Source organism: Henriciella barbarensis (genome assembly GCF_003576345.1).
In the GTDB taxonomy this organism is placed as follows: Bacteria; Pseudomonadota; Alphaproteobacteria; order Caulobacterales; family Hyphomonadaceae; genus Henriciella; species Henriciella barbarensis.
In genome coordinates this window covers 86,957-113,435 of record NZ_QWGB01000009.1, presented here as the reverse complement: position 1 = coordinate 113,435, position 26,479 = coordinate 86,957, and the positions used below count along the sequence as shown (strand labels likewise).

General features: G+C 60.0%; 22 protein-coding genes. 2 read left to right on the top strand and 20 right to left on the bottom strand.

Annotation, left to right across the window (positions count from 1 at the left end):
• Positions 1–53: 53 nt before the first annotated feature.
• From D1224_RS13585 to D1224_RS13515, 15 genes are all read right to left on the bottom strand, one after another.
• Positions 54–1,541, bottom strand: coding sequence for a hypothetical protein (locus D1224_RS13585; RefSeq protein ID WP_119380497.1), 1,488 nt, complete (start codon positions 1,539–1,541; stop codon positions 54–56).
• Positions 1,542–1,728: 187 nt separating this feature from the next.
• Complete coding sequence (locus D1224_RS13580; protein WP_119380496.1) at positions 1,729–2,388, bottom strand: HAD family hydrolase; 660 nt, start codon at positions 2,386–2,388, stop codon at positions 1,729–1,731.
• Positions 2,389–4,299 (bottom strand): DNA mismatch repair endonuclease MutL, encoded by a 1,911-nt coding sequence (gene mutL / locus D1224_RS13575; RefSeq protein WP_119380495.1) that lies wholly within the window; start codon positions 4,297–4,299, stop codon positions 2,389–2,391.
• A gap of 202 nt (positions 4,300–4,501) precedes the next feature.
• Positions 4,502–5,995, bottom strand: a complete 1,494-nt coding sequence (locus tag D1224_RS13570; RefSeq protein WP_119380494.1) for a M16 family metallopeptidase — start codon at positions 5,993–5,995, stop codon at positions 4,502–4,504.
• Positions 5,988–7,379, bottom strand: a complete 1,392-nt coding sequence (locus D1224_RS13565) for a M16 family metallopeptidase (protein ID WP_233350554.1) — start codon at positions 7,377–7,379, stop codon at positions 5,988–5,990. Before D1224_RS13565 ends, D1224_RS13570 begins: the two co-directional genes overlap by 8 nt.
• Positions 7,380–7,424: 45 nt before the next feature.
• Entirely contained in the window at positions 7,425–7,919 is a 495-nt protein-coding gene (locus D1224_RS13560; RefSeq protein ID WP_119380597.1) for a DUF3035 domain-containing protein, read from the bottom strand.
• Positions 7,920–7,940: 21 nt separating this feature from the next.
• Complete coding sequence (lspA, locus tag D1224_RS13555; RefSeq protein ID WP_119380493.1) at positions 7,941–8,498, bottom strand: signal peptidase II; 558 nt, start codon at positions 8,496–8,498, stop codon at positions 7,941–7,943.
• Complete coding sequence (gene ileS, locus D1224_RS13550) at positions 8,498–11,437, bottom strand: isoleucine--tRNA ligase (RefSeq protein ID WP_119380492.1); 2,940 nt, start codon at positions 11,435–11,437, stop codon at positions 8,498–8,500. The genes lspA and ileS overlap by 1 nt, the downstream gene beginning before the upstream one ends.
• 202 nt (positions 11,438–11,639) lie before the next feature.
• Positions 11,640–12,098 carry a YbjN domain-containing protein gene (locus D1224_RS13545; protein WP_119380491.1) on the bottom strand — a complete coding sequence of 153 codons (459 nt, stop codon included), beginning with the start codon at positions 12,096–12,098 and terminating at the stop codon, positions 11,640–11,642.
• A 66-nt stretch (positions 12,099–12,164) separates the two neighbouring features.
• Entirely contained in the window at positions 12,165–13,091 is a 927-nt protein-coding gene (gene ribF / locus D1224_RS13540; protein WP_119380490.1) for a riboflavin biosynthesis protein RibF, read from the bottom strand.
• A gap of 9 nt (positions 13,092–13,100) precedes the next feature.
• Positions 13,101–13,532 carry a MaoC family dehydratase gene (locus tag D1224_RS13535; protein ID WP_119380489.1) on the bottom strand — a complete coding sequence of 144 codons (432 nt, stop codon included), beginning with the start codon at positions 13,530–13,532 and terminating at the stop codon, positions 13,101–13,103.
• Between the two features lie 54 nt (positions 13,533–13,586).
• Entirely contained in the window at positions 13,587–14,441 is an 855-nt protein-coding gene (locus D1224_RS13530) for a TIGR01459 family HAD-type hydrolase (RefSeq protein ID WP_119380488.1), read from the bottom strand.
• Between the two features lie 53 nt (positions 14,442–14,494).
• On the bottom strand, positions 14,495–15,721 hold the full coding sequence (locus tag D1224_RS13525; RefSeq protein ID WP_119380487.1) for an EAL domain-containing protein: 1,227 nt from the start codon (positions 15,719–15,721) through the stop codon (positions 14,495–14,497).
• Between the two features lie 302 nt (positions 15,722–16,023).
• On the bottom strand, positions 16,024–16,800 hold the full coding sequence (locus D1224_RS13520) for a hypothetical protein (protein WP_119380486.1): 777 nt from the start codon (positions 16,798–16,800) through the stop codon (positions 16,024–16,026).
• Positions 16,801–16,806: 6 nt separating this feature from the next.
• Positions 16,807–17,661: a fumarylacetoacetate hydrolase family protein gene (locus tag D1224_RS13515; RefSeq protein ID WP_119380485.1), complete on the bottom strand. Its 855-nt coding sequence runs from the start codon at positions 17,659–17,661 to the stop codon at positions 16,807–16,809.
• A 119-nt stretch (positions 17,662–17,780) separates the two neighbouring features.
• Between D1224_RS13515 and D1224_RS13510 the strand changes: the two genes are divergently transcribed.
• Positions 17,781–19,442 carry a DUF262 domain-containing protein gene (locus D1224_RS13510; RefSeq protein WP_119380484.1) on the top strand — a complete coding sequence of 554 codons (1,662 nt, stop codon included), beginning with the start codon at positions 17,781–17,783 and terminating at the stop codon, positions 19,440–19,442.
• A gap of 24 nt (positions 19,443–19,466) precedes the next feature.
• On the opposite strand, the gene D1224_RS13505 is transcribed toward D1224_RS13510, so the two are convergent.
• Entirely contained in the window at positions 19,467–20,084 is a 618-nt protein-coding gene (locus D1224_RS13505; RefSeq protein WP_147372398.1) for a hypothetical protein, read from the bottom strand.
• A 129-nt stretch (positions 20,085–20,213) separates the two neighbouring features.
• On the opposite strand from D1224_RS13505, the gene pip reads away from it, so the two are divergent.
• A complete protein-coding gene (pip, locus tag D1224_RS13500) occupies positions 20,214–21,170 on the top strand; it encodes a prolyl aminopeptidase (RefSeq protein ID WP_119380482.1) in 957 nt (318 codons plus the stop codon).
• An 89-nt stretch (positions 21,171–21,259) separates the two neighbouring features.
• Here the strand turns inward: pip and D1224_RS13495 are convergent, their stop codons facing one another.
• The 4 genes from D1224_RS13495 to D1224_RS13480 form a co-directional block, all read right to left on the bottom strand.
• Complete coding sequence (locus D1224_RS13495; RefSeq protein WP_119380481.1) at positions 21,260–22,747, bottom strand: sodium-dependent transporter; 1,488 nt, start codon at positions 22,745–22,747, stop codon at positions 21,260–21,262.
• A gap of 81 nt (positions 22,748–22,828) precedes the next feature.
• The gene (gene rodA / locus D1224_RS13490; protein WP_119380480.1) at positions 22,829–24,001 is read right to left on the bottom strand and encodes a rod shape-determining protein RodA; all 1,173 of its coding nucleotides are present in this window, start codon (positions 23,999–24,001) and stop codon (positions 22,829–22,831) included.
• Positions 24,001–25,920, bottom strand: a complete 1,920-nt coding sequence (mrdA, locus tag D1224_RS13485; protein ID WP_119380479.1) for a penicillin-binding protein 2 — start codon at positions 25,918–25,920, stop codon at positions 24,001–24,003. Before mrdA ends, rodA begins: the two co-directional genes overlap by 1 nt.
• On the bottom strand, positions 25,917–26,477 hold the full coding sequence (locus tag D1224_RS13480; protein WP_119380478.1) for a hypothetical protein: 561 nt from the start codon (positions 26,475–26,477) through the stop codon (positions 25,917–25,919). Before D1224_RS13480 ends, mrdA begins: the two co-directional genes overlap by 4 nt.
• Positions 26,478–26,479: the final 2 nt, after the last annotated feature.

Sequence of the window (26,479 nt, the reverse complement as noted above, 5' to 3'; positions counted from 1 at the left end):
CGCCCGCACGCCATCATGGCATGCGGGCGCTTTTGTTTTAAGACGGGCGAGGACTAGAACGCCGTGTGCGCGCCCACCAGGATCACTTCGGTCTTCGCGTCATTGTCGGACCAGGTGCTTCCATCCGGGAAATTGCCACCGCTCAGGAAGTTGAGCGGCGCAAAACCATCGACGTGAATGGCCTCTGCGAAGATATTCACATTATCGATCAGATAGCGCGAATAGCCAAGCACGAACTGGTTCTGGCGTTCCCATGGCGCGCCTTCCTCGCCTGCGCGGAACTTGCTGAACTCCAGCGAGACGTAGTGGTCACGTTTGCCCGAGAGTAGCATGTCGCCAAAGCCGTAGCGGCCGCCAACAGTCCATGAGCGCGTCTTCTGGGCATCGAAGACGCTGAGCGGATTGGTCGGGATCGGAACGGCAGAGCCTGGCCACACATCCGTCGTCTCCGCGAATTCACCGAGAAGCTCGAAGTTTCCGACCGAAGCCTCGGCATAGGCTGCCCAGGCCGGATTGTTGTCGTCGCACGGGTTGAAGTGGAAGATCGGGTAGTTCTGACAGTAGGCAGAGCCATGCTGGTAGCTGGCGCCCAGCATCATCCAGTCTGCTTCATTCAAGTTGAAAGTGTAGTTGGCATCCACCGCGAAATTATTGACGCGGGACGGGACGACCGTGCCTTCGACAGGCGCATTTGCTGCGCGGAATTGCGCGCCGCCCTGGATCGCCATGGCCCGGATCATCAAATTCTCGTCGACATAGCCAAGCTGTGCGCCATAGGCGAGACCGGCAAAGGAGTGCCAGCTGGTCGAGTTCGTGAACGGGCTCACCGTGTCGTTCAGGCCAAACGGAATATCGACCTTGCCGACAACGCCATAGACAGGTAACCGCTCCAGGTCACCAATCATGAGATAGGCGCGCTGCATGAGGAGCTGGTTTCGGTCGCGGCCCGTGATCGTGCCCGGACCAAAATTCTGCTGCGGATTGTACAGGATCTCAGCATAGCCGGTCAGCCAGTCGGAGAAGTTCGCGGTAAAGCCAAGCTGTGCCGAGTGGATGAGCGCCTCGGAGACGTGATCACCGATCTGATTGGCCGATGTCGGGTTCCGCATCAAATAGCCGAACTTGGAGTCGCGATTGCTGTCCTGATAGTTCGCGATGCCGATGATCGAGCCGCTGATCGTAAGCGGTGTAGCGAGCCGGTCTTCTGCGCGCGCCTTCAACTGTATGATCGGCTTCTTGTTCACATGCTCCGCAGCGTCGAGAACGTCAAAGCCATAGGCCGCGTCCGCGCTGACAAAGCCGGTGCGGTTGGCGAGCGTTTCGGTTGCAACCTCTGGACCGTCACCTGCTGGCACGCGCTCGATCTGGCGGTCCTCTATCATGCCATCGAGGCGGGCCATCAGGGCAGCGTTCTGCGCTTCGAGGTTTTCGATCCGCGCAAGTAGTTCTTCATTGCTTGGCGAGTCTGCGTGAGCTGCAGGCGCGAGCGATGCCATAGCGGCAATCGCCACGCCGCCACAGAGCGAAGTAGCCAGTTTCATAAATTTCGTCCCCTTTGTGCGCGCACTGCCCTCACAGTCCGCGTTCCCTTGTATGCCCATCAACGAATCAGGGCGTCATGCTTGCCCGACCTCTTGGCACAAGCCAAACGAGCTGAGAACCGCCGCCTCAATAAGTATTGGAGAAAATTCGGTATTCTGGTTTTCCAGTGTCGATCAGCGCCTAATCTCAGGGTCGATCGATCTCGGCGAATGAGCGCGCCAGCATATGCGCGCCTGCGCTCTTGAGCCGCGCGGCAAGCCCGGGGTCTGCATGCGCACCGCCGGTAAATCCGCAGACCATCATCCCCGCCGCGCAGCCGGCCCGAACGCCGTTTTCACTGTCCTCTATGACGAGGCAGTTTGAGGCCGGGACGCCAAGTTTTTCTGCGGCGAGCAGGAAGAGGTCCGGCGCGGGTTTTCCGTTTTCCACAAGATCGGCGGAATAGACATGGGGCCCAAACGCCGATGCCAGCCCAGTCAGCTCCAGCTTGCGATGAAGCTTGTCCTGCTCTGAGGAAGAGGCGACGGCCACGGGGCCGCCGAAATTGCTCGCGAGGTCGAGTGCGCCTTCTATCGCCGAAAGCTCCGCCTCGAAACGCGACCAGATAGCGGCCTGTATGATTACCGGGAAGTTATCAGGCAGGTCTATGCGCTGATCTTCTGCGTCCTGATGAAGGGCGGCGTGATAGTCGCGGTTATGCAGGCCGACAAAACGGGAGAGGTAAGTCTCATTGTCATAGACAAGGCCCCATCCGGAGAGGTGCTCGCGCTCTACTGCGATGGCGATGACCTCGGAATCGACCAGTACGCCATCGCAATCGAAGATGATGGCCTCTGGTCTTGTCACCTAGCGCCGCCCGAACAGTTTTTCGATGTCGGCGAGTTTGAGCTCGACATAGGTCGGACGGCCATGATTGCACTGGCCTGAATAGGGCGTCGCTTCCATCTGGCGCAGCAGGGCATTCATCTCATCGGCGTTAAGGCGGCGACCGGCACGAACGGCGCCGCCCTTGCAGGCCATGTTTCCCATGATGTCCTCAAACCGTTCCTTCAGAGCGAGGCCTTCTTCATATTCGGCAAAGTCGTCTGCAAGGTCCTTGATGAGGCCTGCCGCGTCCATGTTTCCAAAGAGGGCGGGCGTCGCGCGGACGCAGACGGCCCCTGCCCCGAACGCCTCAATCTCAAGGCCCATCTCGGCAAGCTCATCGGCGCGGTCGATCACGCGGGCGGCTTCGTCTTCGGTGAGTTCGACCACTTCGGGGATGAGGAGCGCCTGGCGTTTGACGCCGTCGGCGGCCATCTGCGCCTTCATCTGTTCATAGACGAGGCGTTCGTGGGCCGCATGCTGGTCAACGATGACGATACCGTCGCGCGTCTGGGCGACGACATAGGTTTCATGCAGCTGGGCGCGGGCGACGCCGAGCGGGAAGTCGTGTTGTGACGGTTCAGGCTGAGGCTCGAACCGGGCGGACGGAGCATCGTAGCGGGCACTGTCTTCTGAAAAACCGGAAGCGGGCGCTTGCGGTGCGGCCCAGACCGGCATGGGCTGGGACGGTGCCTGCGGACGCGGCGGCGGACTGCCATAGCTATCGCGGAACAGGCTGGAGCGATCCCAGACCGACGGTTGCGGCAGGGGCTGGTCCTTGAGGCGGTCCTCGCCCTGCATCTTGCCGAGGGCGTAGCCTGCGACCGTCGTGCTGGCGCGGTGCCCCGCGGCAGCGAGCGTGTGGCGGAGCGTGCCGATGATCAGGCCGCGGACATTGCCGGCGTCACGGAAACGCACTTCGGTCTTGGCCGGGTGGACGTTCACATCGACCAGTTCCGGGTCGCAATCGACGAAGAGCGCAGCCATGGGGTGGCGATCGCGGGCGAGGAAATCCTGATATGCGGCGCGGATGACGCCGGTCAACATACGGTCCTTTACGGGACGGCCATTCACGAAGAGGAACTGGTATTGCGCGTTGCCGCGATTGAGCGTCGGCAGGCCTGCAAAGCCGGAAAGGGTGACGCCCTCGCGCTCTGCCTCAATGGCGAGGGCATTCTCACGGAACTCGCGGCCCATGATGGAGCCGAGACGTTCGAGGTCGCCCTCAGGTGTGGCTTGATGAGCGGCATAGCGAAAGACGTTGCGGCCATTGCTTTCGAGCGAGATGGACACGTCAGCATTGGCCATGGCTAGGCGTTTGACCGCGTCCGTAACGGCCATCGTCTCAGCGCGTTCCGACTTCATGAACTTCAGGCGCGCCGGGGTGGCGTGGAAGAGGTCGCGGACCTCGATACGTGTGCCGGTCTCGCCCCTGCCCGTCCAGGCGGCGGGCTTCGGCCCTTCAATGCGGCCTGCCTCGACGAAGACTTCGGACGCGTCTTCGCCCTCAGCCTTGGAAGTCAGCGTCATGCGCGACACGCTGGCGATGGAGGGTAGCGCCTCACCGCGAAAACCCATTGTGTGGATGTTGAGAAGATCGATCCGCCCATCCTCGCCGGGCGCGAGCTTTGAGGTCGCGTGCCTTTCCAGTGCCATGAGAATTTCGGCCCCGCTCATACCGCAGCCATCATCTTCAATGATCATCCGCTTGAGGCCGCCGCCTTCGATCGTAACAGAGATGGCGCGCGCGCCTGCATCGAGTGCGTTTTCGACAAGCTCTTTCACCGCTGCGGCGGGGCGTTCGACGACTTCACCGGCCGCGATACGGTTCACCGCATCTGGGGGAAGCTGGCGGATCGTTGGCCGGGGGGTGAGGCGTGCAGAATCAGGCATGAGCCGGACAGTGTATCAGGCTTTGATGGCGGGCTGCAGGGGCGATGCACTGGGAGGCTGTGGATGGTAAGTTCGGACAGCGCAGTATTCCCGGCTCGTCCTTCGACTTCGCTCAGGATGAGCCTACCGGTGTGGAAGACCTGAACGGAAAAAAGGGCGGCCCCGGGGGACCGCCCTCATCGATCTTTCGCCGGGACGAGCCCTAGCGGTTCGGATCGCGGACGGCGTCCGGGGCTTCGTCGATATTGTTTTCTTCCATATCGCCGGCTTCGTCGACATCGATCTGACCAAGCACTGGCAGCGGCAGATCAGCCGTTTCTTCGATGCCTTCCGGCTCCCCGACAACGATGAAGGTGAAGTTCGATGGCTGAAGGTATTCAGCGGCGATGCGGTTCACATCTTCGAGCGTGACGGCTTCGACCATGGCGTTGCGACGGTCGAAATAGTCGACGCCGAGGTCTTCGAGACGCGCGCTCATCAAGCCGGACGCGATCTTCGCATTGCTGTCGAAGGAAAGCGGGTATGAGCCGGTGAGATAGGCTTTTGCGTCCGACAGCTCCTGCTCGGTGATACCATCGGCAACGATCGATTCCATCTGGGCAGTGATCCCTGCGATGAAGTCGGCAGCGCTTTCATTCTTGGTCTGGCCGCCGCCCGTCCAGAGGTTGAGGTGATCGCTGGTCGAGAGGCCGGTATAAATTCCGTAGGTGAGGCCCTTCTCGACGCGCAGATCCTTCATGAGACGGCTTTCGAAGCCACCTCCGCCGAAGGTGTAGTTCAGCACATAGGCGGGGAAGAAGTCGTCATCGTCACGTGACATGGCAGGCGCGGTGAAGGTCACGAGGCTCTGCGGCTGAGGCAAGTCCACGACGACGGGTGCGTTCAGCGGATCATTGAGCGCTACGTCTTCGATACCCTCAACATCGGATGTTGCCGGAAGACCTGCCAGCGCTTTGTCGAGAAGCGGTGCAAGTTCTTCAGGTGTCATCGCGCCGACAGCAGTTACATAGAGGCGGTCGCCCGCCATGATCGCGTCCTTGCGCTCTGCCACCATTTCAGTGGTGAGCGCATTGATGCTGTCCGTGGTCTTGATGCGCGAGAAGGGGTGATCCGGCATCAGTGCCTGCGCGCGCGCCTGACCTGCAAGAAAACGGGCATTTGTTACACGCGTACGGATGCCGATCAGCTCTTCACGCTGGAAGCGCTCGAACGGCTCCTGATCGAAGCGCGGCTCGTTCAGTGCAAGCGCGATCATTTCCATCGCTTCGTTCGCATTGTCGGTCAGCATGTTGGCCGAGCAATAGGTCGTCTCGCTACCGGCGCCGCAGCTAAAGCCCATATTGAGCTCTTCCATACGGGTCGCGAAGGCAAGCGAGTCCATTTCACCTGCGCCCTCATTCATGAGGTAGGTGACCGCGTCGGTGAGACCCTCCATGCCTTCCGGATCTGTCGCAGAGCCGGTTTCCCAAGCCATGCGCAGCGCCATGATCGGAATGGACTGCTCTTCGACCAGCCAGACGGAAATACCGCCCGGCGTGGTGAATTGCTGGATGGTAGCGAAGTCGCCTTCGTGCACGGTTACATCGATACCGGTTGCAACTTCTGCGGCAGCCTGCGCCTGCGCAGAGGCGAATGGGGCGGACGCGAGAAGAACGGCAGCCAGTGCGCTGCCTGCTGCTAGTTTGAGCTTATTCATCGGTCTGGCTCTCCTCTGCGGCCTGCGCTTCTTCTTCAGGAAGCAGGTGGGCCTCAATATAATTCTTGTCCTCGCCGAGGACGCGGCGGAGCGCGGCGATGGCATCGTCGGCGGTGACGCGGCGGATATCGTCTGGATAGTTCATGACGTCCTCGACCGTGCCGCCAACAGCAAGCGTGCGACCGTAAAGGTTGGCCATGCCAGCCTGGCTGTCGCGCTGATAGATGGCAGAAGCGGCGAGTGAGTTGCGCGAACGCTCAACCTCTTCCTCGGTGAAACCATTGGCCAGCACGTCGTTCACGACCGCCATGTAAGCTTCTTCAAGCGCTTCCAGTTCAACGCCGTCGCTTGGTGACGCAGACAGGACAGCCGGAGCGGTGTCATGCAGGGACAGCCATGCGCCAGCCGATGCATTGTTGGCGATCTTCTGGTCTTCGACCAGCGCCTGGTAGAGACGGCTTGTGCGGCCACCGCCGAGCACGTCCAGAGCGACGTTCAGCGCATAGGCGAAGTCGCGGTCCTGCACGAAGGAGGTCGAGAGATACCAGCGTTCCCATTCAGGCTGACGAACCTTCGGGTCGCTATGGGTAATCAGCTGGGTTTCAGCCAGCGGCTGAACATCCTGCCAGCCACGTTGTGGTGGCTCGGTATTTGCCGACTCGATCTGGCCATAGGTGCGCTCGGCCAGTGTACGGACGTCTTCAGGGGTAACGTCACCTGCGACGATCAGGATCGTTTCCGATGGCGTGTACCACTTGTTGTAGAAGTCGAGACCATCCTGCGGGGTCAGCGCCCCGACCTCTTCCATCTTGCCGATGACAGTGATGTTGTACGGGTGGTCCTGATAGAGCGCGGTCATTACCTGCTCCTGCAGGATGACGCCCGGATTATTGTCGATGCGCTGGCGACGCTCTTCCTTGACGACGTCGCGCTCTGAGATGAACGGGCCTTCTGGATCATCATTGATGATCAGGTCGGTCATCCGCTCAGCTTCGAGCTCCATCATGCGCTCAAGCTGGCTTTTCTCTACACGCTCGTAATAGGCGGTGTAGTCCCAGGAGGTGAAAGCGTTGAGCTGGCCGCCATTGCGCTGGACGATGGTGGTAAACTCTTCGGGGCCGATATCATCCGTTTCCTTGAACATGACATGCTCAAAGAGGTGGGCGATACCCGATTTGCCGGGATCTTCATCGACCGCGCCAACCTTGTACCAGACCATGTGCGTGACAACCGGCGCGCGATTATCTGGAAGGACGACGACGTCCATTCCGTTGTCGAGTTCAAACGTCGTTGGCGCCCATTCCGCCTCCGACGTATCGGCAAAGGCGAGGCCGGCGCCAAGACTTGCTGCTGCCAGACCCCCCGCAAGAAAAGCTTTCATCATATTCCTCCGTAAAGCTGTCTGGTACTTGGCAGATAAGATCGCGGCTTACGTGCCTGGAAGTTTGATACGCTCCCCGCCGCCGCGCTGAATTGAAACAGGCTGGTCGCCCGTCGCGCTGTCAGAGACCGTGCCGTCGCCTGTATAGGAGATGATCTGGTCGGCATCTTCCGGCGTCTTGCGCACAAGTCCGCCTTCTTCATAGTCGACGATGGAGCGGATACGCGGGTTGACCGCGTTTGCGCCCGCGGCCGTTACCAGGGCGCGTTCTGATGCGCTGGCATCGGCGCCAAGCTGGGTGCCGAATGCGGCGACCGTGGTGTCGCGGGACGCGTCTGCTTCGACCGGAACAGTCGTACCGGCGCGGGGCGGGCGAAGATTGTATTCCGGCGGAACCGAAAGCGGCGCTTTCGTCACAACGCGGAACTCATCCGGGCCCGCATTGCTGGAGCTGCCACCACCACCTGGAAGGATGGAGCAGCCACCGGCGGCGAGCAGCATGCTCATCGCGGCCGCGGTCAGGATCGATTGTTTAGGCGCCATCTTCATGTCTAACCACTCCATTCAAGCGGGATTGCGTTCATCCGGTTTCGAGCGCGACATTAAAAACTGATCGAGAAACAGCAAGAGCGCGCCGACAGTAATTGCCGCGTCGGCAATATTGAATACCCACGGAAAGCCAACCGCGACACCGCCAATATAGGTGCCGAACCATGGTCCTGAGAAATCGAGGAAGTCCACAACGGCGCCAAAGCGCACACGGTCAATGAGGTTGCCAACTGCGCCGCCGATTACGAGCGAGAGCGAAAGCGCCGTAAACCAACGCTCCGCCCGCATAAGCCAGTAGGCGAACCCGATCGCAATGCCGGTGGTCACGAGCACCAGGATCCACCGCATGATTCCCGAAGACTGAAAGGTGCCAAAGCTGATGCCGCGATTCCACAGCATGGTGAGGTCGAAGACCGAGGACAGTTCGATCCGGCCGCAGCGAATGGAAGGGTCGAGACAGGCGAGTGCGTTGAAAGCAGGCGTTTCAAGCACCGCCCATTTCGTCAGCTGGTCGGCAATGATCACCAGAGCGATCAGCGCCGCCCATCTCCAGACATGCCCGGCAGCATTCATCAGCTAGCTTCCCTGATTTCGCGGACGGCTTCTGCGTCTCGCGGTGTGATGTCCGGATAGGCCGGATCAGCGGTTTTCGGATCGAAATACTTCCAGCTGCGGGCGCATTTGACGCCGTCAGCTTTCTTCGGAAGCACGGCAACACCGGGGGTGTCATCTAGATGATAGGCTGCGAGCGTGCCTGCACCGTCAATCAGTTTGGCGCCGGAGGTGATGAAGATATCGGCAGGGCTTTCACCCTCAAAGGCTTCGATCAGCGACTTGTCCTGAATGTAGACTTCAGGGGCCGCCTCAAGAGAAGCGCCGATGCGTTTCTCGCGGCGTTCGACCTCCAGAGCGCCGGTGACGACCCGGCGGACCTTGAAGATCTTTTCCCAGCGCGCGGCATGGGCAGCGTCGAGCCAGCTTTCCGGCGTCTCAGGGAATGTCAGCAGATGCACGCTGTCAGCCTTGCCTGCGATATGGCTCATCAGGAAGGCTTCTTCGGTCGTGAACGGCATGATCGGGGCAAGCCACGCCAGAAGACGTTCCAGCACCAGCGCCATGACCGTGCGGGTCGAGCGGCGGCGGATATCGGACGGCGCATCGCAGTAGAGGCTGTCCTTGCGGATATCGAAATAGATCGCCGAAAGGTCCACGCCGCAGAAGTTGAGCATCGCAGACATAACGCGCTTGAAGTCGAAGGCCGCATAAGACTTGCGCACCAGCGCGTCGCTTTCAGCGAGGCGATGCAGGACCCAGCGCTCAAGCCCCGGCATGTCCTTGGCGTCGACCGCTTCGGCTTCATCATAGCCTTCCAGCGCGCCGAGCAGGTAGCGAAGCGTATTGCGCAGTCGGCGATAGGATTCGGCGTTCGTCTTCAGGATATCGTCGGAGATACGCAGGTCTTCGGTGAAATCGGAGCTCGCCGTCCAGAGGCGCAGGATCTCGATGCCGAACTGGTCCGCGACCTTTTGCGGCTCAACCGTATTGCCGAGGGATTTCGACATCTTCTTGCCCTCGGAATCGACGATGAAACCGTGGGTGACGACCTGTTTGTAAGGCGCCATGCCGCGCGTTGCGCAGTTCTCAAGAAGCGAGGACTGGAACCAGCCGCGATGCTGGTCAGAGCCTTCGAGATAGACGTCTGCCTGACCGGTCTTCTCGTCGATGATGCCACGGTCGCGCAGCGTGAAGGCGTGAGTGGTGCCACTATCGAACCAGACGTCGAGCACGTCGGTGACCTTCTCCCAGCCTGCCGGATCGGCAATGCCATCGAGGAATTTGGCAGGCTCAGCCGAGAACCAGGCCTCAACGCCTTCAGCGGCGATGGCATCGAGGATGCGCTTGTTGACCTCAAGCGCCTTGTCTTCAGGCAGGGCGTAGGTGTGCGGCTCACCGTCGGGGCTGACCAGAAGCGTGATCGGCACGCCCCAGTTACGTTGCCGCGAGATGAGCCAGTCGGGACGGTCGGCGACCATCGAGGTGATGCGGTTGCGCAGCTGCGGCGGTACAAAGCCGGTGTCTTCCAGCGCCTTCAGCGCCAGATCGCGCAGCGGCGCCGTTCCATTCGTACCAGGCTTGTCCATGGCGATGAACCATTGCGGGGTCGCCCGGCGGATCACCGGCGCCTTGGAGCGCCAGGAGTGCGCATCACGGATCACGGTCACGCCGCGCGAGAGGAGGTTACCCGCCTCGGTCAGGAGGCGCATGACCTCCTGATTGGCCTTGCCCTGCTCGCCGCGCTTCTTGCCGGACGTGCGGATGATATCGAGCCCCTGCAGCGCCTCCGGCAGCTCCGGATGCTCATAAACGCCGTCCTCATTGACGATGTCGCGGATATCGCTGGCCGTGTGGCCATTCGCGATCCAGACGAGGAAGTCGTCCTCACCATGGGCTGGCGCTGTGTGCACGAAGCCTGTACCGGCATCGTCGGTGACATGGTCGCCGGCGAGCATCGGCACGTCGTGCTTGTAGAAGTCGGACAGTTCGTTCAGCGGGTGAGAAAGCGTCCAGTCTTGCGGGTCCGCATCGCTGACGCGCTTGAAACCGGAGACTTTCGCGCTGTCCATGACGGCCTCAGCGAGAGCATCTGCCAGCACGTACTTGTCACCTGGGGCGGCAAAAGGCGCAAAGCCGAGCTCTTCCTCGCTCATCACGGCTTCGACCTCATAGAGGCCGTAGGAGATATTCGGGTTGAAGCTGACAGCCTGGTTGGCCGGGATCGTCCACGGGGTCGTCGTCCAGATGACAACCGAGAAATCTTCGCCCTGAACAGGGAATTTCACCCAGATCACCGGCACCTTGCGGTCGTGATATTCGACTTCGGCTTCGGCGAGCGCGGTGCGCTCTACGGGTGACCACATGATCGGCTTGGAGCCTCGCACAAGACGGCCAGACATGGCGACCGAAAGGAACTCGCGAACTGTGGCGGCTTCGGACTCAAAGTTCATGGTGAGGTATGGGTTGTCCCAGTCGCCCTCTACACCGCAGCGGCGGAAGCCCTGTTTCTGAACCTCGATCCACTTGGCGGCATAAGCGCGGCAGGCGGCTCGAAACTCGTCGCCCGGCACATCATCCTTGCCTCGCCCCTTGGAGCGGAACTCCTCTTCCACTTTCCATTCGATCGGCAGGCCGTGGCAGTCCCAGCCCGGGATGTAGGAGGCATCATAGCCGAGCATCTGGTGGCCGCGCACGACAAGGTCCTTGAGGATCTTGTTCATGGCGGTGCCAAGGTGGATCGGACCGTTCGCATAGGGCGGGCCGTCATGCAGGATGAAGGGCTTTGCGCCGCGCGCCTTCGCCTCTTCACGCATGCGATCATAGAGGCGCATCTCATCCCAGCGCTCGATCCATTTCGGCTCTGCCTTGGGCAGGCCGCCGCGCATCGGGAATTCGGTTTTCGGCAGGAATAGCGTGTCGCGATAGTCGTTCGCGTTTGTCTTGGTGTCGTCGGTCATAGCAGGTAAGTCAGTCTCGAATTAGCAGGTCGGTTGCAAGCGGAAATAGCAAGGCCCCGGCACCGCGCTTCACCTGCCGAAGGGCAGATCAGCACGCCGCCGGGCGGCTAATTCGAATTATGAAAGCGGGATCGCCGTATAACATGGGCGAAGCGTCTAGCAGGCAGCCCGCAATGTGTCACCCGCGAAAGGCGCGGCGCACCTATTGTCCGAAGAAGTCGTCTGCCACGCCGGGCACGATGGCGAGGAAATTGTCGAGATTGATCTTGATGTTGGCTTCGCTCATGCCGCCATCGAGGATGACATAGCGCGAGACACCGACCGAATCCTGAAGGCGCCAGACACTAACGGCGGCGCGTTCCAGATTGGCCTTGTTCACCTTGTCCAGAGTAACCGCGTCCGTGGCCTCAAAACGCGAGCTCATGATTATGCCGCGGCAGGCGCCTTCATCGCAGGCCGTGCCTTCCATGTAATAGCTCAGGCCGTTCGGCGTTTCAGCACGAAGGGAGTTTTCAGTCGTCTCGCCGAAGGCAACAACTTCGTGCCCCGCGTCAGTCGCAAAGCGTTCAAGATCATCCAACGAGACGGATTGGACTGTTGCCTGCGCACTGGCAGCGCCGGCAAAGGCGAGCGTTGCGGCGATCGCATAGACTGGTTTCATTTTGGGCGTCCCTTCGAATGTGCGTCCTGAATTAACTACACGAACGGTACAGAAAGTCAGGAGTTGCTACTGGGCTGCGGACAGAAGCCGGCGAGCCTCATCCTTGTCGCGGTGCATCTGCTCGACCATGTCGTCCAGCGAAGGGAAATGCGCTTCCGCGCGCTGGAAGCGGACAAGCGCGACCTCGATGTACTGGCCGTAAATGTCGCGGTCGAAGTCGAAGATGTATGTTTCCAGCAGTGGGTCGCGGAGTCCGGTTGTCGGCGTACGGCCGAAATTGGCGACGCCATCCAGCCAGTCCCCAGTCCCCGCGATACGCACGCGCACGGCATAAACGCCGTGGCGTGGATGGATGAGCGGCCCAAGACGGATGTTCGCTGTCGGAAAGCCGATCGTGCGACCGCGCTGCTCCCCCTTTTCGACATGGCCGTCAGCTATCCAGTCATGGCCAAGCATTTCTGCGGCACGTTGAGGGTCGCCTGCGATCAGCGCTTCACGGATTGCAGTAGAGGAGGCCTTGATAGCCTCCGGGCCTTCGACTTTCTCGACAACCGTCACGTCGAAGCCAAAGGACCGGCCGAGGGAAGAAAGCCTATCAGCGTCGCCCATGCGCCCGCGTCCGAAACGGAAGTCGAAGCCGACAGCGACATGACTGACGCCGAGGCCTTCATGCAGGACGTGGCGGCAGAATTCCTCGTCGGTCATCGAGGCCATCTGCCCGTTGAACGGAAGCTCGAACACCGCCTTCGCGCCAAGCTCCATCAGGCGCTCGTTGCGGCGGGCTGGGCGATAGAGGCGGAATGGCGGGTCGTTGGGACGGAAATAGGCACGTGGCGGGGGCTCAAAGGTTGCAATGCCAAGCGAAGGACCCTCAACACGCGCGGCGTCTATGACCGCGCGGTGGCCCGGATGGACACCGTCGAAATTGCCAAGCGCAACCGAATAGCCGCGCGCCGAGTCCGGCAGATTTCTATAGTCGGCATGAACCGCCATCAGCGCGCCCTACGCCTCCCTGGCCGGGACCATGACCTTGGCCTCACCGGCCACGACTGCCTTGTTGTTGACGAGGCAGGTAATCTTGAGCGTCACGCGGTTGCCGCGCTCGAACATCTCGGTGATTTCTGCGCGGGCGGTCACGGTGTCACCGATGAAGACAGGGCGGCGGAAACGCATTTCCAGATGCGTGAAGATCGCGCCCGGGCCAGGCAGGTCATTACCGAGGATGCCGGAAATATAGGATGCCGTCAGGGCGCCGTGGGCAATACGCTGACCGAACGGGGTCTTCTTTGCGTATTCCTCGTCCATGTGGATGGGGTTGTAGTCACCCGACACCTTGGCGAAGAGGTCGATGTCCTCGGCGGTAATCGTATGGACGGTCTCATGCGCCATGCCGACGCTGAGTTCCTCAAACTTGTATCCATCCTTCGCGCTCATGCGGGTATCTCCGAAGCTATTTTTCCGGTCTGTTACAATGGGAAGGACGTTTCGTCACCACTTTAGAGCGGGCATGGCCCAGCGGGCTTCAGCGTCGTATTCGGCCAGAAGGGTTTCAAGTTCGCTTTCAAAGTCGCTGCCATGCTCTGCGAGGCCCGTGCCGACATAGAGCGCGTCAAAGCCCTGATCGGCGGCGCCGCGCATGTCTGTGGCCGGGCTGTCGCCGATGCAAAGCACGCTTTCAGGCGCCTTCCCGCTAATCTCTGCCGCCCGCGCCAGAGACAGCCGGTATATCGGGTCGTGCGGCTTTCCCGGATAGATGACCTTGCCGCCTTCTTCCTCATAGATCGCGGCAAGCGCACCTGCGCACCAGATGAGCTGGTCGCCCACACGCACCTTTATGTCCGGATTGGCGCAGATCATCGGCAGGCCGCGCTTTGCGCCAAGTTTCAGCTCTTCACGGTAGGCTTCCGGATCGTCCTTCTTCTCGTCTTCCAGACCGACGCAAAGAACCGTCTCGGCGTCTTCTGGTTCTGCGAAATCAAGGTCGAGCCCCTCATAGAGAAACTTGTCACGTTCCCAGCCGCTATCGACACCGAGGCGCCAGATCTTCTCATCGCGGCGACGAGAGAGCTCATCGCGCGTCGCATCGCCTGACGACACGCAGTCATCGAAAACCGCATCCGGCACGCCCATTGGACGGAAGTAAGAAATCACCTGCTGCTTGGGCACGGGTGCGTTCGTGATGAGAACTACGGTGCCACCGCCTTCACGGAACTTCACCAGCGCCTCGCAAGCCGGATCGAAGGCCTTGCGACCATTATGGATCACGCCCCACACATCGCAGAGGATCGTATCGTATTCTTCGGCAATCTCGCCGAGACCGGAAATATGCTGAGGTTTCGTCATGGCGGGTCAGTTAGTTGCCGCGACATGTCCGGTCAAACTGGAAGTGCGCAGGATCAGCCAAAGGCCGACAGGCGGTCGATGAATTCCTGTGGCGGTGCCGTTTCCTGCATCAGGGACGACTTGATCGGCTTTGGCGCGCCGAAGACATGCCCCTGACCGAACGGGATGTCGTATTCGAGGATTTCGACAACACCGACTTCCTCTTCCATCTTTTCTGCAATCAGCGTCACACCATAGCGTGAGCAGACCGCCGCAACTTCCTCACCAGCCAGTCGGCGGTTGATGTTCGAAACAGGCCGCGAGCCTGCAGGATCGCGTAGCTGCTCGATCAGCGTGTCGCCATTCACCTTTACAAAACGAACACCCGACTCCTGAAGGCGCGGCAGGTCGAGAGTGAGATTGCTGGCGTGATCGATAGAGAAACGGAAGCCAAGCTGGATCAGCTTATCCATGCCTTCACGCATCTGGCGTGAGCGGTTCTCGAAACGGTCTGCCGGAATCTCGAAGATCAGCGCGCCGGCAAGGTCCCGGTTCTCTTTCATGAATTCAAGAAAGTGCGGGAAGAATTGCGGGTCTGTGAGCGAGTTCGGCGAGATATTGCAGAAGACACCAACGCGGCGGTCGCGCTCTGCCAGGCGGCGAACGATCTGCACGCAGCGAAACAGGAGCATATTGTCCAGCACACCGAGCAGCCGGGCACGGCGAGCGGCTTCGAGGAAATCAGCTGGCAGCAGGATCGAGCCATCAGCCTCACGAAGGCGGGTAAAGCCCTCATAGAAAGCGACGCGGCGCTGGGGCAGCGACACAATTGGCTGAAGGTGAAGGTCGACGCGGCCATCCTGAAGGGCAGCCTTTACGGTACGCAGCAGCGCGTCATCCTGCGGGGCAATCGGCTCGCTTGTTTCGCGCGACAGCTTGGTTTCGAAGCTTTTGGCGAGACGGTCGATGAGGCCTTCGAGCTGGCGCATCTCTGTGACGAGGGCGTCGCGGCGCTCTGAGAGCTCACTTTTGAGGGAGGCTTCAACTTCCTGGCTGCGCGTTTCGATCTGCGTCATGCGCTTGTCGTTTTCCTCATAGGAAAGCTCAAGCGCTTCTATTCGGTCCGAGCCTTCGGCCGTGGCGATAACGTGAGAGAAAAGCAGATGAAACTGGCCCAGCAGCGCCGTCGTCACCGCGCCAAGCGCAATCGCGACGGGAATGCTCAAACCTGCATAGGAGACGAGCCCGAAACCGAGCGCGCTGCCGAGTGCGATGTACAGGATGAAGAGTATTCCGGTCATACTGGTAATGTGCCCCGTCGTCGATGAAGCTTAATAATAAGCCTCAAAATGTTAACGAATTGGTAGTATAGGAACTGATTTGCGTGACTTGCCAATGCGCGAGATGGCGACAAGCTCCGTGACAAACATGACACAGCTTTCATAATTGACAGCCCGCGCCACAGAATTCGCTTTCGACGGGTGTCCATCCCCTTTAGTTAAATTTCGTATACCGAAGCCTGAATGTCCGCGGCCAGTTTGGCCGGACGGGGGCGTCTCGGGGGAGACCGGGGTCCTGCACCAGCAGGACCCCGATGCTTTTTCTAGTCACCATTCATGTGCAGAAAACGCGTGCCTGTGAACGGCCAGTTCTCACCAAATTCACCATCTACACAGGCAATTTCGACGCGCGAAACTTCATCGACGGTAATGTCATTGCGCGCGATATCCGGCGCGCCGCAAGGCTGGATGACCAAGGTGTGCCAGTTTTCATCGACGCTGCGATAATCGACCCGATAACTGAGGCGGTCATTCATGCCGGTCGTCGCCTCGACCTTCAGGTCACCCGTATAGAAGACAACCGTATCCTCCATAACTTCATGTCCGGTCTCCAGCAGGGCGGCATCGAAACCACCAGATGGTGCGTCGTCTTCAACGAAGATCAGTGCGTCGGAGACCTCATAGGCGCGGTTCAGTCCGTCGATGACCGAGCTGAGCCCCGCCGGACCGCTGACCGAGAGAGGCCCCGGCCTGCCCGCCTGCCAGCTGATATTGCGGACCTCATCCAGCCCTTCGATATCTTCGGAACGAAGCGAGTAGAGAAACAGACCGTCGAGCCGCGCCAGCTCCCTGCTGTCGATCTGGTTGCCGACGCCGGCCGGCGCCCCGAACAGGAGCCGTTTGCCTCCCGCCCGCGCGAACAGGCAGATGGACGTGTCTGACCTGCTGCATGGCTCTATCGCGAAATCGGCTGGACGTACTTCGCGTTGCGTCGCTTTGACGTCTTCGACGGCGTCCTTGCGGCCCGGCAATTCAGGCCCGCGAACATCGCAGGCCGCAACAAGGAGAACTGAAACCGAAAGGACAAGAGGCGCGCGCATGAGCGATTAACCGATCCGCGTCGTGTCCGGTTCGGCGATGACCGGGTTTTCGAGTGTGCCGACATCTTCAATCTCGACGCGAACCTGATCACCGGGTTGCAGCCATGTTGGGGGACTGAGGCCTGCGCCGACGCCTGCAGGGGTGCCGGTGAAGATGACGTCGCCCGGCTCCAGCGTGAAGGCGGCAGTGAGGTGCGCAATCTGGTCTGCAATCGAGTGGATCATGTCAGAGAGCTTCGCCTCCTGGCGTAACTCGTTATTGACGTAGCAACGGATCGCTTGAGAGCCGAGCTCTCCCACTTCGTCCAGAGTGACGAGATGTGGACCGAATGGGGCATGCGTGTCGAAGCCCTTGCCCATGATCATGGTCGGGCTTGCCTTCTGCCAGTCTCGCACCGAGCAATCGCAGCCGCAGCTGACGCCCGCGACGATGTCGAACGCTTTCTCCCTCGGCACGTGCCGGCCATGCTTGCCGATAACCACAACGAGTTCAGCTTCATAATCGAGCTGTTGCGAGACTTTGGGCACGTGGATCGGCGAACCTGGCCCGTTCGCAGCGGTCGACTGCTTGTTGAACCACTTCTGCACCTCAGGCTTGTCGTTCGAGATGAAGCTGACGCTCTCGGCAACATGGGCGGCGTAGTTAAGACCGATGGCGAGTATCTTGCCGGGCCTGATAACGGGCTGGCGCAGCTTCGCGTCTGTGAGCATGAGTTTTGTGCCATCGCGGGCAGCAGATTCAAGCGACTGCAGGTCACCGAGGTGCTGGCTGAGGCAGCCTTTAGCTGCAACGAGGACCGCGTCGCCCTCTACAAGCCCGCACCAGACTTCGCCTTCGTGATCAAAATTTGCCCATCTCATGTGGCTTATCTGCCTCCCTTCAATGGAAATCGGATGTCTTGCGCGAGTAGCAGGTTTCTACCCGGCGGATACACCTCTATCGATAGCCTTCAGGTCTAGTATGAATTGCCGGGAGTGCAATGGAATCCGGAATTAGGGCACGCGAATGCAGCCTCTCGGCTATTCTCGCTCCGGGTATCCTCCTCCGGATGCCGCCATATCAGCGCAGCTATGCCTGGCAGGGTGATGAAGTGGGCGAACTGCTGAGCGATTTGTGGCGGGCGGCGAGCCGGCGAAAGCATCATTTCATAGGCGCGATCGTTCTGGTCGAGATGGATGAGCGCAGCTTTCTTGTTGTGGATGGCCAGCAGCGCCTAACCACACTCTCCATGATCCTCGCCGTCCTGCGTGATCTGGAGACCGACCCACATTACAAGGCCCTTGCCCATACGATGATCGGTGACCCCGACAGGGCCAGCCAGGGCGACGACAATGCCTGGCGCCTGACGCTCAACCATATCGACACGCCCTATTTCCGCGAAGCCGTACAAACCGAGGGCGCCACGCGCCAGAGGGACGCCGAGGCCGGTCAGGCCACCAATCACGGGCGTATGTCGACAAATCTCGACCTGATTGAAAGCTATCTGACCCGGCTAACTGGCACTCAGCGCCGGCAGCTTTTCGAGACAATCCGTGACCGGATCATGCTGGTGCGCGTCGTCGTGCCTGACTGGGACGGCGGCTATGACGTGTTTCGCGTGCTGAATACGCGCGGGAAGGCGCCCAATACGCACGACATCATCAAGACCGAAATCCTGCAGCGCGGCGATTTCTCCGAAGAAGAAGCGAACGCCCATGCCCGACGCTGGCTCGACCATGAGTCAAGGCTGGGCGCGAACGGACTGGATGATCTGCTCAACTATATCCGCCAGCTTTATTCGCGAAGTTCCAAGGGCAAGGTCGCGGCCGAATTCTCCAGAGCCGTCCTCTCAAAGGTGGATGCACGGACCTTTCTGGACGAGCACCTACCAGACTATGTCAGCACATACAGTGCGATCCTGCGCGGTGAGCCCGATTACGGCGCCTACACCGATGCGGTACGCGGCCCTATCAATCATCTGCGCCTTCTGGACCACCATCTCTGGCGCGTGCCGGCGCTGGCCTATCTCTACCGCCAGCGCGAGAATGGCGCCGAAGCCGCAGAGTTCTTCAGGCTACTGGAGCGGTTCGGCTTCGTCATGATGCTCTACGTGACCAATAGCGACGCACGGCGAAAACAGTATGCGCGCCTGACCAAGGCCATACTGGACGGAAAGCCGCTCTTTCACCGTAACGGGCCGCTCAATTTTTCCCGCGAGGACAAGCGCCGGATCCGCGAGCGGCTAACCGGCAGATTTGTCAATTTCATGCAACGAAGAGCGGTTGCCCTTCGCCTCAATGCAGCGCTCGAGAATGGCGAACAAATCTCCTCGGAAGAGGATGCAAGCGTCGAACATGTGCTGCCACGGATCGTGCCGGAAGACAGCCACTGGAACAGGATCTGGCCAAGCGCAGCGGTGCAGAGAGAGCTGGCTGAAACGGCAGGCAATTTCGTGATTGTGCCGCGCCATGTGAACAGGATCGCCGACCGGCTGGAGTTTCGCGAAAAGAAGAAACTTTATTTTGCTGATGGCGTCAGGGTATTCGCGCTGACTGAAGACCTGCGCGGCAGAGAGACATGGACGCCAGACGATGTACGCGCGCGCACCGAGCAGCTCATCGACATTCTGATGGGGGTCTGGTTTCCCGATCCGCAGCGCTAGCGAGCTCGGCAAAATGCACGACGATCAGCTGAGCGTCTTGTCCGCAGTTTCACTGCCCGAATAGACTGTAGCCATCTGGTCAGCGGATGCACGCGCGCCGTCAATCACGCTCGCCAGGAGGCGCAGGGCCGCTTCAGTCTCGCGGCGCTCACGACTAGCCGCGCCTTCAACGACACCGGTTGCTTCGGCGAAGCTGCGATAGCATTTCTGCGCGGTGACAAGCGCGCTTTCGAAACTGATGAGGTCGGCACGTTGAACGTCACCCGACTGCAGCAGCGCCGTAGCGATGAGGTCGAGCTCCTGAAGACTGCGTGCAGCAGCCGATGCATCGGCCTCAACGGTTGCATAGATTGCAGCCGGTTCTTCCGCCGAAGCTGCTATAGTCTGCGCATAGCTGAGCGAGGATACGTCGCTGGCGGGGTGCTCTGCACCGAACAGCATGTCCGCAAGACCGGACAGACCACCCGCCTGCCTTACCCAGCCTTCGTCCGCCGCCATGGTTTCGAATGCCTGCGCCCGCTCGCGGACTTCAGATTGCTGGTCCGTCAGTTCTGTCTCAACGACTGCCTGTTTGGACACCATTGAAACTGTGGTGCAGCCAGTCAGCGCGAGAGTTGCAAGACAAAAGAGAAGCGGTTTCATATACTGGTACGACCCGTGCGGTCTTAATACTTTAACTGCGTTTACACATACAGGTTGGAGTTTTGACGTCCAGACCCTTATGCCAAAGTGGTTCACATACTGTGGTTAGCGTTCAGACAAGGTTTATAGATGCTCAAACTTTACCCACCTATTGACACTAACAGGACAGGTCGCCTCAGGGTTTCAGACCTGCACGAGATTTATTGGGAAGAGTCGGGCAATCCTGACGGTATCCCGGTCATCGGTGTTCATGGTGGCCCTGGCGGCGGCTCAAGCCCTGAGATGCGTCGCTTCTTCGATCCGAAACTCTATCGCATCATCCTGTTTGATCAGCGTGGTTGCGGTCGCTCCACACCTCATTCCGAGCTGGAAGAGAACGACACATGGGCGCTGGTCAGCGACATGGAGCGCATTCGCGAAGCATTGGGTGTCGACAAATGGGTGGTGTTCGGCGGTTCCTGGGGCTCGACCCTCTCGCTCTCTTATGCGGTAACCCATACCGAGCGCGTGCTCGGCCTCATTCTGCGTGGCATCTTCCTGATTACCGAAGCCGAGATCCAGTGGTTCTACCAGGATGGCGCAAGCCGCATTTTCCCCGATGCCTTTGACCGTTATGTTGCCCCGATCCCGGAAGACGAGCGCGGCGACCTGCTTCACGCGTTCCATAAGCGGCTGACAGGCAGCGACCGGCGTGCCCGTATCGCGGCCGCCAAAGCCTGGGCCTGCTGGGAAGGCGAGACCATCTCGATCAAGGGGCCGGATTCCCGTCCCGCCAAGTTTGAGGAAGACAGCTTCGCAGACGCCTTTGCACGCATCGAGTGCCACTACTTCGTGAATAAGGGCTTCTTTGCGGAAGACGGCTGGCTGCTGAAGCAGGCCGAAGAAAAGCTCGGCGGCGTGCCGGGCATCATCGTCCACGGTCGCTATGACGTCGTGACCCCAATCGGGACAGCATGGCAGCTGACCAAAGCATGGCCTGATGCCAAGTTGCACATCGTTCCGGATGCAGGCCATTCAAGTCTCGACCCCGGCATAGTGGATCAGCTGATCACTGCGACGCGGGCTTTCGCCAAGAAATTTGGTTAGGTCCACGAGCCACGCAAAAAGAAAGGGCGCTCCCGATTAGGAGCGCCCTTTTTTGTTTCGTGCGGTGTGCTGTGGATGAAAGCGTCCGGTCAGGATGGGGTTTCTGAACCCGCACCCGGATCAGTTTCGGTTTCTTCTGCTGGTGGCTGAACATCGAGCTCCTCAACAGGAGCAAGCTCATTGTTCGGACCGAGCAGCTGGGTCATGAAGCCAGGCAGCTGGACGTTGTATTGCTGCTGGATCTTGTCGAAGAAGCCGAAGAACAGGACGAAGCCGAGGAAGGCCGGAACGAACCAGCGCATCAGGAAGCGCCAGACATTCATGACAAGGCCTTCGCCGATCTCACTCATCATCATGTCACGCGAGAGGATCCAGCCTGCGAAGATAACCGCAAGAAGACCGCCGAGCGGCAGAAGAATGTTGCCCGTCACGAAGTCCACAAAGTCGAGATACTCAAGCGAGAAGACATAGGCTGCACCGACGACGAACAGGATGAAGCCCATCCCCATCGCCGCGCCAAGGCGGGTCACGCCCTGGCGTTCCTCAAGCCAGGAGACCGAGACCTCAAGCAGGGAGATGGATGAGGTGAAGGCCGCAAAGAGCGCGAGCGCAAAGAATATCACCGCAATGATCGGGCCGCCAGGAATGGAGCCAAAGGCCACTGGCATGGAGACGAAGAAGAGGCTTGGGCCGCCGGCCGGATCGAGACCTGCTGCAAAGACGACCGGGAAGATTGCAAAGCCCGCGATCAGCGCGACCAGCGTATCAGAGCCTGCAATCAGGCCGGACGAACGTGGGATGTTCGTCGAGCGCGAAAGATATGCGCCATAAGTGATCATGAGGCCGACGCCGATACCAATTGAGAAGAAGGCCTGGCCGATCGCCTCAAGGAAGGTGTTGAAGCCAACCTGATCCCACTTCGGCGTGAGCAGGAACTCCGCTGCGCGGGCTGCGTCACCGGTCGCCAGACCGAAGCCGACAACAACTACGAGCATGACGAAGAAAGCCGGCATCAGAATGGTTGCTGCCCGCTCAATACCGCCTTTTACGCCGCGGCCGACGACCACGATATTGGCGATCAGGAAGATGGCGAGCAGGAGAAGCATATACCATTTGGAAACGAGCGGGTGTTCACCCTGACCGATGGTATTATTGAAGTTTGCGCCGGAGCTTGCCGCATCCATCCCGTTAAAATTGCCGCCGAGGGCCTGTAGCGTGAAGGCCATGAGCCAGGCAGAAATCACGATATAGAAGCTGAGGATGAAGGTCGCGGTGATTGTACCCACCCAGCCGACAATACCCCAGTTCAAGGATTTTGATTCGGCCCGGGCGAGCGACTGAACGCCTTCAATTGCCGACATGCCGGATTTCCGGCCCATCGAGTATTCCGCCATCAGCAGCGGAAGACCGACAAATGCCACGCAGAGCAGGTAGATTATAATGAAGGCACCGCCTCCATTTTCGCCTGCGGTGTATGGAAACCGCCAGAAATTGCCGAGACCTACCGATGAGCCGACGGCGGCCATGATGAAGCCGAATTTCGACCCCCATGTCTCAGTCTTGCGGCCAATTTCCATTATCTGCTCCCCTCGTGAAAAGAATTTTGCCGGACACTAGCTTTAGCGGGACAAAGGTCAACGCACCTGCCCACCTTGAGGTCAAATCATCCCCTGAGTGCTCAGGCGCTCGTCGCGGCCAATGTGCACGGAGAGGAGAATGCCGAAGCAAGCCATGGTGGTGAACATCACGGTACCACCATAAGAGACGAGCGGCAGCGGCACGCCAACAACAGGGACAAGACCCAGCACCATCGCGACATTGAACAGGATGAAGAAGGCCACCGTTGCGACGCAACCTACCGCCGCGAAGCGTCCGAAAAGCGAGGCTGATCGACCGGCAATCACGAGCCCCCAACCAAGGATCGCCGCCCAGAGAGCAAGAAGGCCCGTCGCGCCGAGGAAGCCGAACTCTTCCGCAATTACGGTCAGGATGAAGTCGGTGTGCTGTTCGGGGATATAGTCGAGCTGGGCCTGCGTGCCTTCCATGAAGCCCCTGCCCTGCCAGCCGCCCGACCCGATGGCGATCTTGGCCTGTTCGATCTGGTAGCCATCATCGAGAGTGTTCACTGCCTGGCCCGTGAGCTGCGCAAGGAAGGTATTCACCCGTTCGCGCTGATAATCCTGAAGCACGAACATGTAGATCGGCCACGCACTGGCAATACCCGCCAGGAAAACCGCCGCGATGATCCGGTAATAGAGCCCGGCCAGAAAGATGAGTACCGCGCCTGAGGCGATGAGCGCCAGTGTTGTGCCGAAGTCGGGCTGTTTGAAGATCAATGCCGCCGGGACGATGATAATGAACAGGGCGGGGAGATGGATGAAGAACCGGCCTGACTGGAATGTCAGATTATTATGATAGTACCGCGCCAGCGCCAGTGTCAGCGCGAGCTTCATGAACTCAGACGGCTGTACGCCAATGGGACCAAGCTGCAGCCACCTTGTGGCACCGCCTCGCGTCAAGCCGAACAACTCCACGCCGACAAGCATGGCAAGGGTCACGAAGTAAGCGGGCCAGGCAGCCCGCAGCCAGATACCAATCGGCACAAGCGCGATGACAAACATAATGCCGAGCGAGATGGCGAAGCGAACCGCGTGCCGGGCTGGCAGGCCAGCCTCCTCCGGGTTCGTGAAGGTCGAGGAATAGAGCGCCGCCGTGCCAATACAGGCGACGGTGATCAGCATCAGGACCAACCCCCAAGGCAGCTCGCCCAGCGTCCCTGCAAGGGTGCGGTCTTCAAATCTGATAGCCGAGGCGCGTGCAGCCCGAGCCATCAGGGGTTGCCCCCGCCATTTCCGCTGCCCGATGCCGAGGCAGTCTGCTGCCAGCGGGCAGCGGCGCGCGAGTCGCGGCGGATCGCCGTGGCCAGAATATCTCGGGCGACGGGAGCGGCGGTACTGGAACCGCCCTCACCATGCTCAACGACAACCGAAATCGCGTATTTCGGGTCATCGGCAGGCGCGTAGGCAACGAAGAGTGCATGGTCGCGAAGACGACGGTCAATCTCGTCGCCCTTCAGCACGCCCGAACGGCGCTCGGCTTCAGAGATGCGACGCACTTGCGCGGTACCCGTCTTGCCCGCAAGGCGTGGACCGCCAAGACCGAGGTCGCCTGAGCGCCATGCAGTACCACCGGCTTCTGAGGTGACGCCATACATTCCATCCATCATGCGTTGCATATGGTCAGGGTCTAGCGGCTCAGCATAGGGGATCGGTTTATCAGGGCGCGGACCTTCGCCGATGATATATGGCTCAATCAACCGGCCCTTGGCGGCAATGCGTGCAGACATGAGCGCCAGCTGGAGTGGCGACGCCGACAGATACCCCTGACCGATGCCGTAGTTGAGGGTCTCGCCCTCATACCAAGGTTCGCCCAGTGCCGCGCGCTTCCAGGCATCGTCTGGCACTGTACCACCGCGTCCACCCGTAAGGCCAAGGTCCCAGACCTGTCCGAAACCAAAGCGGCGCGAAACGTCGGCGAGATGTTCAACACCAATCTTGCGCGCAATATCATAGAAGTAGACGTCGCAGCTGCCCTTCATTGCCCAGTGCATGTCCACATTGCCGTGGCCGCCGCGCTTCCAGCAATGCCAGGTGCGGTTACCGAATCGGTAGTAGCCATTGCAGTAAACTCGCTGGTCCGGGTTGATACCGGCTTCCAGCGCTGCAGTCGCAACGACCATCTTGAATGTGGAACCAGGCGGATAGGTGCCGTCATACGCCTTGTGATAAAGCGGCGAGCGATCATTTTCGCGCAGCGCGTTATAGTCGGCATAGGATATGCCGTTGACGAAATCATTCGGATCAAAGGCTGGCGTCGATACGAAGGCGAGAATTGCGCCCGTCTCGATATCAAGAACCACCGCCGCACCGCTCTCGTCTCCGAAACGGTCGATTGCCGCGCGCTGAAGCTCCGCATCGACGGTCAGACCAATGTCCCGTCCCGGCGTCGGCGCGAGGTCATCGCTTTCAAGCTCACGAATGACGCGGCCTGCGGCGTTCGTCTCAAGGCGGCGGAAGCCCGGCTCACCGCGCAACCAGGGTTCTGCGGCGCGTTCAATGCCGGAACGACCCGTTCGCATATCCGGGTGCCGAAACAGACGGGCCAGCAGGGATGACTCCTCTGGAGAGGCATTTTCAGTCAGACGCGACAGATCATCAGAGCTCGCCTTGGCAACATAGCCAAGCACGTGAGCGAAATCGCGCCCACGTGGATAGGAGCGCGTCGCCGCCATGTCAGCGCGCACGCCCGGCATGTCAGCTGCCAGCAGCGTCATGCGCGCAAACTCTTCATAGGTGAGCTCGCTCTTGACGATCGTCGACTGGAAGGAGGCCTGACTACGGGCCTGCTGGATCACCCGCTCGCGTTCATCCATCGGCAGATCGATATGGCGTGCAATTTCCGCCAGTGTGGCGTCCATGTCCGGCGTCTGCTCGCGGACGATGGAGACACGACCTGCCTGACGGTGCGAGGCAAGCGGAACGCCGAACCGGTCGTAGATCGCACCACGGATCGGCGGAGCGAGATCAAGTTTGACCCCGTTCTCATTCGCGATCTCCTTGTAGCGCTCGCCCTCAAAGAGCTGCAGCTGGACGAGGCGGGCAACGAGGCCAGAGAACAGGACGCCGCCAGCCGCACCTGTGATGATGGTGCGCCGATTGAGCCTGGATTCGAAGTCGAGTTCGCTGCTCATGACATGCTCCCCGTGAGTGGGCCGACCCTACGGCCAAGATCAAAAACGGGTGCTGTAAGGATATGGAGAATATATGTGACTACAAACACATTCACCAGTGGGGACAGCTGAACGAGATGGTTGCCGGAGAAGCTGGCGAACAGCCAGACCAGCACGAATGAAACCGCATACAGCACCACGGGTGCGACGGTGCTGATGAGGGGATTACGCTCCCGATCAAAGCTGCGAGCTATCAGTGAGCTTGCGCCAAAGGCCGCCAGATTGATGAAGCCGAAGCAGCCAAGCGGCGCGTAGACAATGACATCCTGGGCAAGGCCGAACAGGATCAAGACCACCATGGGCCGAAAGCCGAGCCCGCTGCGCCCCCAGCCAATGGCAGCGACCAGCGACGCATACGGCCAAACCAGTTCAGTATCGAAAAGCGTCTTCGGGGTCAGACCGATCAGGCCGATCGCAGCAACGATGAGCGTACCGATCAGAAAGCGGCTGGTCGGCCCGGTCTCAGCCCAGATGCCCGCGACAGCAGAGAGACGTTCAGACTTGCGGCGTCTTGCCATTA